The following is a 13,156-nucleotide window of genomic DNA, read 5'->3' as shown; positions in this document are numbered from 1 at the left end:
GATGCCGCATCCGGAGTGGACCCGACGTGAAGAAATGCCCATCGGCGGACCGGGCGGGCAACGCCGCGCATACCGCCCCACGGCTTAAGCTGGCGGCGTCGCCCGCCGGACCCGCCCAATGCCTGCCCCGCCCCTGACCGCCTATGTCTACCCGGTACTGCTGCTGGTCGCCAGCAACGTATTCATGACCCTCGCCTGGTACGGCCACCTGAAGTACCGCTCGGCGCCGCTGCTGGCGGTCATCCTGGTCAGCTGGGGCATCGCCTTCTTCGAATACTGCCTGCAGGTCCCGGGGAACCGGCTGGGTGCGGCGGTGTACTCGGCACCGCAGCTCAAGGGCCTGCAGGAAGTGATCACCCTGCTGGTGTTCGCCGGCTTCTCCGCGGTGTACCTCGGGCAACCGCTGAAATGGAACCACTGGGCCGCGTTCGCGTTGATCGCGGTCGCCGCGCTGTTGATGTTCAAGGAATAGCCGGCCACCGGACGGCAGCCCGTACGACCGGGGCCGCCACCGTGGAGGTGCTGCACGCTGGAGCGGCGCGGACGGTTCCCCGCCGGCGCCGGCGGCCGCGGGGACGGGCCCGCGCGGCGACAGGGTCCGGACGCGGCTGGCGCGCGGCCACACGACGGCCACGCCCAGCGGCGCGCACATGCGCAGCCCGCATGGCACGTCTCGACGAGGAACAGGAACAACGCAGCGCGGCCGGCCCGCATCGCGGCGGAGGACGCGGCACCCGGTGGAGGCCGCTTCCCGGCAACGCCGGCAGCCGCACGGGTACGGACGGCACCGGCCGGCCCTCCCGCGGGGCTCGAACCCTTGGCTTGGCGGCCGGGCCGCGGAAGCGGCCCGGTCGCGGCCAAGGGGGGAGAGAGCGGATGACGGCACCGGCCGGGCGGCCGGGCCGTGGGAATTACTTGGTCAGGATCAGCTTGTCGTTGCTGGTATGCCGCAGCCGGTAGACGCGGTCACCATGCCGGATCAGGATTTCACGCTGCCCCTTGAGCAGGGCGCCGCTGTCGATGGTCTCATCCACGGCCACCGGCTGCGGGGCAGGCCGTTGCGGAAGGTGCAGCGTGCGGGGGCGAAGCAGGACGGGTTGGGCGAACATCATCAAGGTTCCGTGGCGGGGACGGATTTAATGATAATGATTCTCATCTACAGTGCAAGGGGGCGCGGCAACTTTTTTCTGAACGCCGCCACCGCCGGGCCGCGGACGGCCCGCTGGTTTCCCGCACGCCTCAGGCGAACACCGCCTCCAGCCGCGCCCAGGTGTCCTCGCCATGCCGCTCCAGCAGCGTCAGCGCACGCAGGTTCTCCTCCAGCTGCGCCACCCGGCTCGCGCCGAGGATCACGCTGGACACCCGTGGATTGCGCAGGCACCAGGCAATCGCCAGCTGCGCCGGCGATTCACCCAGCTCGGCGGCCAGGGCGGTGAAACGGCGCACCTTGCCCAGGCGGTCGTCGGCCGGCTCGCCCAGCACCGCCGGCTGCAGCCAGCCCAGCGAGGGCTGCCCGAGCCGCGAATCGGCGGCGATGCCGTCGTTGTACTTGCCGGTCAGCAGGCCCGAGGCCAGCGGCGACCAGACCGTGGTGCCCAGCCCGGCATCGGCATACAGCGGCGCATACTCCTGCTCCACCCGCTGCCGGTGCAGCAGGTTGTACTGCGGCTGCTCCATGGTCGGCGCCTGCAGGCCGTTGCCGCGTGCGAACGCCACCGCCTCGGCGATCTGCGCCGCGGACCATTCCGAGGTGCCCCAGTACAGCACCTTGCCCTGGCGGATCAGCGCATCCATCGCCTGCACGGTCTCGGCGATGGGCGTTTCCGGGTCCGGGCGGTGGCAGTAATACAGGTCCAGGTAGTCCACCCGCAGGCGCTTGAGCGCGGCATGGCAGGCATCGTGCACATGCTTGCGGGACAGCCCGCGCTGCAGCGGGTTCGGCGCATCGGCGGCGCCGAAGAACACCTTGCTGGAAACGCAGTAGCCGTCGCGCGGCAGCCGCAGGTCGACGATCACGTCGCCCATCACCTCCTCGGCGCGGCCCTGCGCGTAAACCTCGGCGTTGTCGAAGAAGTTGACCCCGTTGTCCCAGGCCGCGGCGATCAGGTTGCGGGCTTCGCCCCGGGCGATCTGGCTGCCGAAGGTGACCCAGGTGCCGAAGGACAGGGCGGAAAGCTGCAGGCCGGAGGCCCCCAGACGGCGGTAGTGCATGACAGGCTCCTGGTGGACGCCCCGGCGCGGGGGGCGCGGAGCGGGCGCCCAGTGTACCTCCGGGCCCCGCCCGGCCCGCCCGCGCAGCGGGGTCCGGCGGGCGCCTCCGGCGACGCCGTTGTTGCCGGCCACAGGCCGCTGCACTAGGCTTTCGGCTTTTGCAGGCTGGCCCCGGGGAACTACTCATGGTCGAAGGATTGGGCAGGATCGGCTTCGGCCTCTTCGGCCTGTTGGTGCTGATCGGCATCACCTGGCTGTTTTCCAACAACAAGCGGGCGGTGGACTGGAAGCTGGTCGCCACCGGCATCACCCTGCAGATCGGCTTCGCCGCCCTGGTGCTGCTGGTGCCCGGCGGCCGCGACGTCTTCGACTGGCTGGGCCGCGGCTTCGTCAAGATCCTCAGCTTCGTCAACGAGGGCTCCGGCTTCATCTTCGGCGACCTGATGGACACGAGCCGCTACGGCTTCATCTTCGCCTTCCAGGTGCTGCCGACCATCATCTTCTTCTCGGCGCTGATGGGGGTGATGTACCACCTGGGCGTGATGCAGGCGGTGGTCAAGGTCATGGCCTGGGCCATCACCAAGGTGATGCGCGTGTCCGGTGCCGAGACCACCAGCGTCTGCGCCAGCGTCTTCATCGGCCAGACCGAGGCGCCGCTGACGGTGCGCCCCTACATTCCGAAGATGACCGAATCGGAGCTGATCACGATGATGATCGGCGGCATGGCGCACATCGCCGGCGGCGTGCTGGCCGCCTATGTCGGCATGCTCGGCGGCGGCGACACCGCGGCCCAAGCGTTCTACGCCAAGCACCTGCTGGCCGCGTCGATCATGGCCGCCCCGGCCACCCTGGTGATCGCCAAGCTGCTGGTGCCCGAGACCGGCAATCCGCTGACCCGCGGCACCGTGAAGATGGAGGTCGAGAAGACCTCCTCCAACATCATCGATGCCGCCGCCGCCGGTGCCGGCGATGGCCTCCGGCTGGCGCTGAACATCGGCGCGATGCTGCTGGCCTTCATCGCCCTGATCGCCCTGCTCAATGCGCCGCTGACCTGGCTGGGCGAGGTCACCGGCCTGGCCCAGGCCCTGGGCAAGCCGACCAACCTGGCCACCCTGTTCGGCTACGTGCTGGCGCCGCTCGCCTGGGTGATCGGCACCCCCTGGGCCGACGCCACCACGGTCGGCTCGCTGATCGGCCAGAAAGTGGTGATCAACGAGTTCGTGGCCTACCTGCAGCTGTCGGAGATCCTCAAGGGCAATGTCGAGGGCGTGATGCTCAGCGACGAGGGCCGCCTGATCGCCACCTACGCACTGTGCGGTTTCGCCAACTTCAGCTCGATCGCCATCCAGATCGGCGGCATCGGCGGGCTCGCCCCCGAGCGCCGCCAGGACCTGGCCAGGTTCGGCCTGCGCGCGGTCCTCGGCGGCACCATCGCCACCCTGATGACCGCGACGATCGCCGGCGTCCTCACCCACTTCGGCTGAGGACGCTGCCCGGCCGGCACCGGGTGCCGGCCGCATGCCACAATGCCCGCACCACCGCTGCGGGGCGCCGCGGTCCCGCCCGCCGCGGTCCGCGGGAGCGGGCGACGGACGCCGCCACCGCCGTCGCGCGTGCCCCCTTCCGGCCACCCCCCGGCCACCTTAGAGACGTAGATTCCATGAGTTCTGTTGTCGTTGTCGGTTCCTTCAATGTCGACCACGTCTGGCGCTGCGATGCGCTGCCCGCCGCCGGCGCGACCATTGCCGGGCGCTACAGCACCGGCCCGGGCGGCAAGGGCTTCAACCAGGCCGTCGCCGCCTGCCGCGCCGGCGCCGACACCACCTTCGTCTGCGCCCTGGGCGAGGATCTCGGCGGCACCCTGGCGCGCCAGCTCGCCGCGGCCGACGGCATCACCCTGGCCGCCGAGGCCAGCAGCGAACCCACCGGCACCGCCGGCATCTACGTGGACAACCGCGGCCGCAACTCCATCGTCATCGGTGCCGGCGCCAACGCCTCGCTGGGCACCGCGTTCATCGCCGCCAACACCGCGCTGATCGGCAACGCCAAGGTGCTGCTGGCGCAGCTGGAATCACCGGCCGAATCCATCGAGGCGGCCCTGCAGGCGGCCCGCACGGCCGGCGTGCTGACCGTGCTCAACACCGCACCGGCCAACGCGCCCTCGACCGTGGCCCTGCTCAAGCTCGCCGACGTGCTGACCCCGAACGAAACCGAGTTCGCCGCCCTGCTCGGCCGCCACGTCGGCGAACGCGTGGAGGCCGACGACGTCGCCGCGCTGGACGGCGCCAGCCTCCATGCGCTGTGCCGCAAACTGTCGGGCAACACCGTGGTGGTCACCCTCGGCGCGGTCGGCGTATTCGTCTCCCACGATGAGGAACGCCTGCGCGGCGACAGCCAGCCCTATTACCGGGTCGCCGCCGAATCCGTGCAGGTGGTGGACACCACCGGCGCCGGCGACGCCTTCAACGGCGCGCTGGTCGCCTCGCTGGCGCAGGCACCCGAGGCCGGCTTCATCAAGCATGTGCGCTTCGCCAACCAGTACGCCGCCCGCTCCACCGAGCGCGAGGGCGCGGCGGTATCGATGCCGCGGCTGACCCCGGCCGAAGCCGGCTGAGGAAACCCGCGGAGCACCGCGGCGGCGGCTCCGGCGGGTGCCTGCCCGTATCGGCACCCACCCCGGACCGCCCCCGGCAAGCACCGGCCATACCCGCCGCCGGTGCGTGGCCCCCTTTCCGGCCGGGGCTCCGTTCTCCGGCCACCCGCGGCGCAGGCCCTGCCGCGACCGGGCGCGGAACCGCACCACCACGGCCGCCACGGCGCGTTCTCCGCCGCCGTCGCGGCCGCCCCGCGCTCCGTTCCCGGGCGCGCACCGGCCCCCCGCCGGGCCACGCACTACAATGCCCGCCATGCAGATCGGCCCCTACACCATCGCCCCCAATGTGGTGCTCGCACCCATGGCCGGCGTCACCGACAAGCCGTTCCGGCAGCTGTGCAAGCGGCTGGGTGCGGGCCTGGCCGCGTCGGAGATGACCATCTCCGACCCGCGCTTCTGGAATACCCGCAAGTCCATCCACCGCATGGACCACACCGGCGAACCCGCGCCGATCAGCGTGCAGATCGCCGGCACCGAACCGCGGCAACTGGCCGACGCGGCACGCTACAACGTGGACCACGGTGCGCAGATCATCGACATCAACATGGGCTGCCCGGCCAAGAAGGTCTGCAGCGCCTGGGCCGGTTCGGCGCTGATGCGCGACGAGGCGCTGGTGACGCGCATCCTCGAGGCGGTGGTGGCCGCGGTGGAGGTGCCGGTCACGCTGAAGATCCGTACCGGCTGGTGCGCGGACGTGCGCAACGCCCCGGCCATCGCGCGCATTGCCGAGGACAGCGGGGTACGGGCCCTGGCGATCCACGGCCGCACCCGCGACCAGCACTACACCGGCCACGCCGAGTACGACACCATCGCCGCGATCAAGGCGGTGCTGCGCATCCCGGTGCTGGCCAACGGCGACATCGATTCCCCGCGCAAGGCCGCCCAGGTGCTCAGGCACACCGGCGCCGACGCGGTGATGGTCGGCCGCGCCGCACAGGGCCGGCCATGGATCTTCCGCGAGATCGCCCACTACCTGGCGACCGGCGAGGAACTGCCGCCGCCGTCGCTGCAGGAGGTCCGCGACATCCTGCTCGGCCACCTCGCCGACCTGCACGCCTTCTATGGCGAGCCACAGGGCGTGCGCATCGCCCGCAAGCACCTCGGCTGGTATGCGAAGGACCGACCGGAGAACGCCGCCTTCCGCGCCGTGGTCAACGCCGCCGAAACCGCCGACGCGCAGCTGCGCCTGACCCGCGACTACTTCGACGGCCTGATTGCCGGACAACCGCAGGCCGCCGCCTGACGCCGGCCCGGGGCCCGTGCCACCCGCGCTGCGTTGCCCGGCGGCGCCTGGCCGGCAAAGCCCCAGCGGGGCGGGGCCCCGCTCTACAGCGCCCCGGCATTCTGTAGCGCCGGGCATTGCCCGGCGGCGCCCTATCGGCAAAGCCCCAGCGGGGCGGGGCCCCGCTCTACAACGTCCCGGCATTCTGTAGCGCCGGGCATCGCCCGGCGGCGCCCGACCGGCAAAGCCCCGGCGGGCAGGACCCCGTTCCACAAGCCAACCGAGGTCTGCGGCATCGGGCAACACCCGGTCGAGCCCGCGACGAGTTCCTCGAATGCAGAAAGGCCCGCCGGCAGTGCAGGCGGGCCCGGAGCGGCGCGGGGGGAGGAGCGCGCCGGAACGGTCAGGCGAAAACCTTGAAGCGGGCGTCGTCGTCGATGTAGGCCTTTTCACCGAAGCCGCCCTGGTGCGACCCGAACGGCATCTGCGCGCGCAGGGTCCAGCTTTCCGGAATGCCCCATTCGTGGCGCACCGCCTCGTCCACCAGCGGGTTGTAATGCTGCAGGCTGGCGCCGATGCCGGCATCGGCCAGGGCGGTCCAGACCGCGAACTGGGCCATGCCGTTGGACTGCTCGCCCCAGACCGGGAAATTGTCGGCATACAGCGGGAATTTCTCCTGCAGGCCCTGGACCACGGTGCTGTCAACGAAGAACAGCACCGTGCCGGCACCGGCGGCGAAGCTGTCCAGCTTGGCCTCGGTGGCCGCGAAGGCGTCGGCCGGAACGATCCGCCGCAGCGCGTCCTTGGCCAGCCCCCAGAACTTCACGCTGTGCGCGCCATGCAGGATCAGCGAGCGCGAGGACTGCGCGTTGAATGCCGAGGGCGCTTCACGCACCGCATGCTTGATCAGCTGGGTGGCCTCGTCCCTGCCGATCGGCAGTTCACGGCCGAGCGCGTATTGGGAACGACGTTTCTTGTACAGGGCAATGGCTTGGCTGTTCATGGGGACTCCGGAAGAAGGAAGCGGCCGGACAGGCCGTTCGGGAAGACGGAGCCATCTTAATTGCCAACACAAACGGAACAAACATCATATAAATTACCATTTGTTCCAAATAAAGAACAATGACCTCCCCCGCTTACCCGCCGTTTCCGTCCCCCGCCGCGCCTGCCATCGGCTCGTTCCAGATACGCCATTCCATCTCCCGCAGCCGCTGCAGGAGCAGCGCCCGCCCTCCCGCCTCGCGATAGACCGGGCGCAGCTGCCTTGGCGGGATCGCCTCCCACCCGCCCTCGGCCTCACGGGCCACGGCGAAACTGAAGTTGTAGTCCGGTTCCAGCCCCATGCGCAGATCGCTGAGCACCAGCTCGCCGTCGACCACCTGCGCACGCATGAAGCCGCGGTTGAACCAGTGCAGCCGCGCCACCGCGGGAATCGACGCTGCCTGGCGCAGCGCCTGCACCTGCGAGGGATGGCCCTCGAAATGCATCGGCCCGCGGTCGGCCCACAGCGACCGGTCGCCCACCACGTAGCCCTGCGGGGTCATCGCCACCACCCGCCACAACAGGGTGTTGAACGGCATCGGCACCGAGAAGCGCGGGGCGTCGCCCAGGCCCAGCGCCGCCAGTGCCCGCCCCGCCTCGCGCTCCACCCGGTGCTTGGCCAGCAACGACCAGCCCAGGTAACCGCAACTGAGCACCAGCCCGGCCACCAACGCGCGCTGCGCCAACGGCCGCGCCCGGGCGAACCAGGCCACCACGCAGCCCAGACCCAGCCAGACCGTGTACAGCGGATCGATGATGAACACGCTGGACCACATCGCCGGGTGCGGTGCCAGCGGCCACCACAGCTGGGTGCCGTAGACCGTGAAGGCGTCCAGCAGCGGGTGGGTCACCAGCGCCAGCACGATGGCCCACCACCAGCGCACCGGCGCCTCGGCCACCCGGCCCCTGCCGAACCGCCGGTACAGCCACCAGAGCAGCGTGCCCAGCAGCGGCAGCACGAACAGCGAATGGCTGAAACTGCGGTGCACCGTCATCAGGCTCACCGGGTCGCGGGTGAACGCCGTCACCAGCAGGCCGTCCAGGTCCGGCAGCGTGCCCAGCGCGGCGCCGGCGAGCAGGGCGGCACGGCGGTGGCCGGCCGGGGCGATGGCGGCGGCGACCGCGCCGCCGAGAACGATCTGGCTCAATGAATCCATGGCCGCATTATGCCGGCTGCTGCGCCGCTGTCCGTGCCGGGGAGGACCGCGGACACGCCGCGCAGGCGCCGACCGCCATGCCGCCATCCGCGGTGCCCTATCGCCGCGGCGACGAACCCGGGTCGCGGCGGAACCGCCACAGCGCCAGCCCGCCGTACAGCAGTGCCAGCAGCAACAACGTGCACAGTTCGCCGCCCACCTCCGGCAGCCGCGCGCCCATCTGCTGGGTGCGCACGATGGCGTTGATGCCGGCCGTGGTCGGCAGCAGTTTCGCCAGCGCTACCAGCGCCGGCGGCGAGGCCAGCGCCGGCCACGACAGGTTGGACAGGAAGAACAGCGGTATCGATACCGCGGTCACGTACTGGAACGCACGCTCGCGGGTGGTGAAGAAACTGCCCACGAACAACCCGAACGCGACCGTCGCCGCGGCGAACAACAACGCCGCCAGCAGCAGGCCCGGCACGTTGCCGCCGCGCGGGTAGTCCTGCACCCAGGCACCGAAGCCGGCGTAATAGAGCAGCCCCGCCAGCGCCACCAGCAGGAACGCCGCGGCCATCGCCAGCAGCTGGGCCGGCGCGATGTGCAGGCGCCGGCCCAGCTGCGCGCGACGGCTGCCCAGCAGCACGCCGATGCCCAGCAGCAGGGTCTGGTGCACGATCAGCTCGGCCACGCCCGGCACCACGCTGCTGCCATAGCCTTCGCGGGTGTTGTACAGCGGCCGCTGCACCAGCTCCAGCGGCGCCGCCTGCGGCGGCCCCATGAACGCGGCCTGGCGCACCGCCTGCCCACGCGCGAAGGCGATGATGCCCTCGGCCAGTCCATTGAGGATCGCGCTGGCCCGGCTCAGATAGGCGCCGTTGCCCAGCAGCACCAGCTGGCCGCTGCCGCCCCGCAGGATGTCGCGCTCCAGCCGCGCCGGGATCAGCACGATGCCGTCGACCTGCCCGGCTTCCAGCTGCGCGCGCGCCTGGCCCAGGTCCGCAGGCTGCGCGACCACGCGCACCGCACGCAGCGCATCGAGGTGCCGCACCAGGTCGCGGCTGGTCGCGCTGCGGTCGGCATCGACCACCGCGATCGGCAGGTCGCTGGCGACCTGGTGGCGGTAGGCGGCCGGATAGAAGAACGAATACAGCAGCACCGCGCCGATCATCACCGCACGCGCGGAGCTGTCGGCGAACACCGCCCGCAGCGTGGCCCGGAACGTGGCGGCAACGCGCTTCATGCCGATGCCCGCGCACTGCCGGCCACACGCGCCAGCCGGCGCGCGCCGACCCCGCCGGCCAGCGCCGCCATCAGGCCGAGCACGCCCAGCGGCCACAGCGACACCGTCCACGGTGCACCCATGAACAGCTGCTGCATCTGGACCTGCACATAGGCGGTGAGCGGCAGCAACGCGTTCCAGACCCGGGTGAACAGCGGCGCCTCGATCACCGGGAACGTCGCACCGGAGAACGCCAGCGCGGTACCGATGCTCAGGCCCACCAGCGACAGGCCGGTACCCATGTCGCGGGTGACCGCGATGAACAGCAGCGCGAAACAGCAGCAGGCCAAGTAGAACAGCGGCTGCGCCAGCAACAGCAGCCACAGGCTGCCGGCCACCCCATCGCCGCGCACATAGGCCACGTACAGCACGCCCAGGGCCCCGTACAGCGAGAACAGCACCACGTACGGCGCCAGCTTGCCGGCGATGGCGGCCCATGGCCGGTCGCCCAGCCAGGCCGCCAGCAGCCCGTCGCGGCGCTCGCGGCCGAAGGCGCCGCCGGCGGCCAGCGCCGCCAGCAGCGACAGCACCGCCGGGAAGACCAGCGGCAACAGGAACAGCTCGTAGCTGCGCGCCGGGTTGTGCAGCACGGTCGCCTGCACCGTCACCGGCGCCGCGCGCAGGCGCGCCGGGCCGGTCTGGCGTCCGATCCGCTCGCGCAGCATGCGTGCGTTGAACGCGGTCACCGCGTCGGCGATGTCGCGCGCGGCCGATTGTCCGGTGGCCATGTAGGTGGCGTTGTAGAACGCGTAGACCGGCGCGGCCTCGCCACGCAGTGCGCGCCGGCTCATGTCGCGCGGCACCAGTACGATGGCGAACACCTCCAGCGCGCGCAGCTGCGCCTGCGCCTGCGGCAGCGACGCCGGCTGGCTGACGATCGCCACCCCGGGGCTGGCATCGACGGCACGCGCCAGCGCGCGGCTGTCCGGACTGTTGTCCAGGTCCACCAGCGCCACCGGCACCTGCCGCAGCACCGAGCCGGCGAACAGCCACATCATCGTCGCCATCAGCAGCAGCGGCAGCACGGTGACCAGCGCCAGTTCCCAACGATCCTGGCGCCAATGCCGCAGCTCCCGCCGCAGCGACGCCGTGAACGCGCGCCCGGAGCCGTTCATGGCCATCCACCGGGGCGGGTCCCGGCCCGGCCCCCGCGACACGGGCACAGCAGGTGCGCGCCGCGTGCGCTCAGCCCTGCGGCCATGCGAACAGCACGCTCATGCCCGGGCGGAAGCCCTCGATGGGCTGCTGCGGCCGCACGCGCACCTCGAAGCTGCGCACGTCGTAGCCGGAGGACTGGCGGGTGCTGCGCCAGGTGGCATAGTCGCCGGCCGGGTTGATGAAATAGACCTCGAAGCCCGCACGGCGTCCGCCCAGGGCGGGAATCGTGCCCTGCAGCGTCGCTCCGGGGGCGAGCCCGTGCAACTGGTCCTCGCGCAGGGTCAGCGCCACCCACATGTGGTCGATGTCGACCAGGGTGAAGACCGGGTAGCCGGCCGGCACCAGTTCGCCGATGTCGGACATGCGCTTGCCCACCTCGCCGGCCAGCGGCGCGCGGCCCACGGTTTCGCGGCGTGCGGCCTCGACCTCGGCCTGCGCCCCTTCGGCCTGCCGCACCTGGGCCAGGGCCGCGTCCTTGTCCTGGCGGCGCGCACCGGCCAGCGCCTGGTCGTACTGCGCCCGCGCCGCCCGCGCCAGTTCCGCGGAACTGCGTGCCTGCGCCTGCGCCTCGTCGCGCTTCTGCCGCGTCACCACGCCCTCGCCGAACAGCGTGTCCACGCGGCGGAAGGTGGCGGTGGCCAGGTCGGCGCCGGCCACGGCACGCTTCCAGTTCGCCTCGGCGGCGCGGATGTCCTCGCTGCGCGCGCCCTCTTCGGCCTTGGCCGCTTGGGCCTGCGCGGCCGCCACCATCGCACCGGCCTGGCGCTCCTTGGCCGCGACTTCGGGACTGTCCAGCTCGAACAGCGCCTGCCCGGCGGCGACCCGGTCGCCCTCGCGCACGTGCAGCGCCTGCAGCCGCGCGGTGACCTTGGCCGCGACATTGACGCTGTCGGCATCGGCCATGCCCTGCACTTGGTCGGCCGGCGTGCGCAGCCCCAGCCACAGGCCGAGCGCGACCAGCGCCAGCAGCACGGCGCCACCGATGGCGAAGGCGCGGCGGTGCCGCGGGCCCGCGCCCTGTCCCAGAGAGTCGCTCATTCCAGCACCTTGTCCGCCCGCCGGCGGTAATCGTCGAACCGTTCCAGCTGCCCGCTGACTTCCAGCAGCTGCGCCAATGCCACATCGAACTGGTAGGCGGCCTGCGCGCGCTCCACCCGTGCCCCGCCCAGCGCCAGGCGCGCGTCGATCACGTCCAGCGACGTCGCCTGGCCTTCGCGGAAGGCCAGCGCCTGCAGCCGCAGGTTCTCCTCGGCCTGGACGATGCTGCTGTCCAGCAGCCGGAACTGGACCCGCGCGGTGTCCAGCTCGTTCCACGCCTTGCCCACCCCCAGCCGCAGCTGGTTGGCGGCCTCCTCCATGCCCGCGCGCGCCTGCTCCAGCTGCGCGCGCGCGGCGCTGACCTGCAACGGCCGCGCGCCCGGCGACAGGAAGGTGTAGCGCAGGCCGATGCCGAATGCCCAGTCGGCGTCGGTCAGCAGCGCGTCGTCGCGGTCCAGGTCGTACTGGCCGAACAGGTACACCTGCGGCTTGAGCTTGGCCTGCTGCACGCGCACGCCCTGCTCGGCCTGGCCGGCCAGCGCGCGCAGGCGCTCGATCTGCGGATGCCGGTGCAGCGCGCTGCGCTCGAACGCCGCGCGTTCGCCCAGCGGAGCGTCGATCACGAACAGCGGCGAGACCGTCGCCACGGTGCCGCCGCTGCGCAGCAGGGTGGCCAGCGCCTGCTGCAGGGTGGCCAGGTCGTTGAGCGCTTTCTGGTACTCGCGCTCGGCCTTGTCACGGGCAACATTAGCCTGCAGCCGCTGGGCGCGGCTGGCGAAGCCCTCACGCTCCAACTTGAGCGCGTCGTCCAGGTGCCGCTGCAGACCGTCGCGCACCTCGCGCCGCACCTGCACCGCCTGTTCGGCCAGCTGCTGGCCGAAATAGGCCTGTACCAGCTGCAGGGTCAGGGACTGCCGCTGCGCCTCGCGCTCGGCGGCAGCCTGGGCGGTGGCGGCCTCGGCCGCCTGCTGCGCCGCCGGGATCAGCCCGCCGCTGTACAGCGGCATGCTGGCGGTGATGATCGGCCGGGTGCGCCAGTCGCGCTCGGCGAAGCGCAGCGGCGAAGCGATGCCGAACGCCTCGGCCACCGGCTCCAACGAGCCCAAGGGCAGCTTCAGGGTCTTCTGGAACTGCATGCGGCGCACGTCCGCGGTGATTTCCGGCAACCGCAGGTAACGGGTCGCATCCTGCAGGTCCTGCTTGCTGCGCACGCCGGAACCTGCCGCGGCCAGGGCATCGGACACCTGCTCCAGGCGCTCACGCGCCTGCTCGAAACTCAAGGCCGGCACCTCGCCGGCACTGGCGGTCGCCGCGGCCAGCATGCAGGCCGCGAACAGACGGACCCTGGCCATGCCTGCCGCCACTGGCTGCTTGCCCGACACCCGCTTGCTCCTTTCACCGAACGGCCCCGCGAA

At 71.6% G+C, this 13,156-nt stretch carries 12 protein-coding genes; 4 read left to right on the top strand and 8 right to left on the bottom strand.

The annotated features are described in order from the left end of the window. The first annotated feature begins 118 nt into the window (after positions 1-118). Complete coding sequence (locus K5L01_RS13500) at positions 119-472, top strand: DMT family protein (RefSeq protein ID WP_250065121.1); 354 nt, start codon at positions 119-121, stop codon at positions 470-472. A 439-nt stretch (positions 473-911) separates the two neighbouring features. Here the strand turns inward: K5L01_RS13500 and hemP are convergent, their stop codons facing one another. Together hemP and K5L01_RS13490 are read right to left on the bottom strand one after the other, a co-directional pair. After that, positions 912-1,109: a hemin uptake protein HemP gene (hemP, locus tag K5L01_RS13495; RefSeq protein WP_250065120.1), complete on the bottom strand. Its 198-nt coding sequence runs from the start codon at positions 1,107-1,109 to the stop codon at positions 912-914. 130 nt (positions 1,110-1,239) lie between these two features. Next, positions 1,240-2,211, bottom strand: a complete 972-nt coding sequence (locus tag K5L01_RS13490) for an aldo/keto reductase (protein WP_250065119.1) — start codon at positions 2,209-2,211, stop codon at positions 1,240-1,242. 185 nt (positions 2,212-2,396) lie between these two features. Between K5L01_RS13490 and K5L01_RS13485 the strand changes: the two genes are divergently transcribed. The 3 genes from K5L01_RS13485 to dusB all read left to right on the top strand — a co-directional run bounded on the left by K5L01_RS13485 (position 2,397) and on the right by dusB (position 6,107). Beyond that, a complete protein-coding gene (locus K5L01_RS13485) occupies positions 2,397-3,695 on the top strand; it encodes a NupC/NupG family nucleoside CNT transporter (RefSeq protein ID WP_250065118.1) in 1,299 nt (432 codons plus the stop codon). 176 nt (positions 3,696-3,871) lie between these two features. Next, complete coding sequence (locus K5L01_RS13480; protein ID WP_250065117.1) at positions 3,872-4,825, top strand: ribokinase; 954 nt, start codon at positions 3,872-3,874, stop codon at positions 4,823-4,825. A gap of 292 nt (positions 4,826-5,117) precedes the next feature. Next, positions 5,118-6,107, top strand: a complete 990-nt coding sequence (gene dusB, locus K5L01_RS13475) for a tRNA dihydrouridine synthase DusB (protein ID WP_250065116.1) — start codon at positions 5,118-5,120, stop codon at positions 6,105-6,107. A 382-nt stretch (positions 6,108-6,489) separates the two neighbouring features. Here dusB and K5L01_RS13470 read toward each other — a convergent pair whose 3' ends face one another. The 6 genes from K5L01_RS13470 to K5L01_RS13445 all read right to left on the bottom strand — a co-directional run bounded on the left by K5L01_RS13470 (position 6,490) and on the right by K5L01_RS13445 (position 13,093). Next, the gene (locus tag K5L01_RS13470; RefSeq protein WP_250065115.1) at positions 6,490-7,089 is read right to left on the bottom strand and encodes a nitroreductase family protein; all 600 of its coding nucleotides are present in this window, start codon (positions 7,087-7,089) and stop codon (positions 6,490-6,492) included. A 133-nt stretch (positions 7,090-7,222) separates the two neighbouring features. Next, the gene (locus K5L01_RS13465; protein ID WP_250065114.1) at positions 7,223-8,284 is read right to left on the bottom strand and encodes a metal-dependent hydrolase; all 1,062 of its coding nucleotides are present in this window, start codon (positions 8,282-8,284) and stop codon (positions 7,223-7,225) included. A gap of 97 nt (positions 8,285-8,381) precedes the next feature. After that, a complete protein-coding gene (locus K5L01_RS13460) occupies positions 8,382-9,506 on the bottom strand; it encodes an ABC transporter permease (protein ID WP_250065113.1) in 1,125 nt (374 codons plus the stop codon). Then, complete coding sequence (locus K5L01_RS13455) at positions 9,503-10,666, bottom strand: ABC transporter permease (RefSeq protein ID WP_425603899.1); 1,164 nt, start codon at positions 10,664-10,666, stop codon at positions 9,503-9,505. Before K5L01_RS13455 ends, K5L01_RS13460 begins: the two co-directional genes overlap by 4 nt. A 64-nt stretch (positions 10,667-10,730) precedes the next feature. Continuing rightward, positions 10,731-11,741, bottom strand: a complete 1,011-nt coding sequence (locus K5L01_RS13450) for an HlyD family secretion protein (protein ID WP_250065111.1) — start codon at positions 11,739-11,741, stop codon at positions 10,731-10,733. Then, positions 11,738-13,093, bottom strand: a complete 1,356-nt coding sequence (locus K5L01_RS13445) for a TolC family protein (protein ID WP_250065110.1) — start codon at positions 13,091-13,093, stop codon at positions 11,738-11,740. The genes K5L01_RS13450 and K5L01_RS13445 overlap by 4 nt, the downstream gene beginning before the upstream one ends. Positions 13,094-13,156 lie beyond the last annotated feature (63 nt).

Origin of the sequence: Stenotrophomonas mori (genome assembly GCF_023556335.1) — a bacterium.
In the GTDB taxonomy this organism is placed as follows: Bacteria; Pseudomonadota; Gammaproteobacteria; order Xanthomonadales; family Xanthomonadaceae; genus Stenotrophomonas; species Stenotrophomonas mori.
Note: the sequence above shows the minus strand (reverse complement) of the source record. Positions and strands in the feature narration are given on the sequence as shown.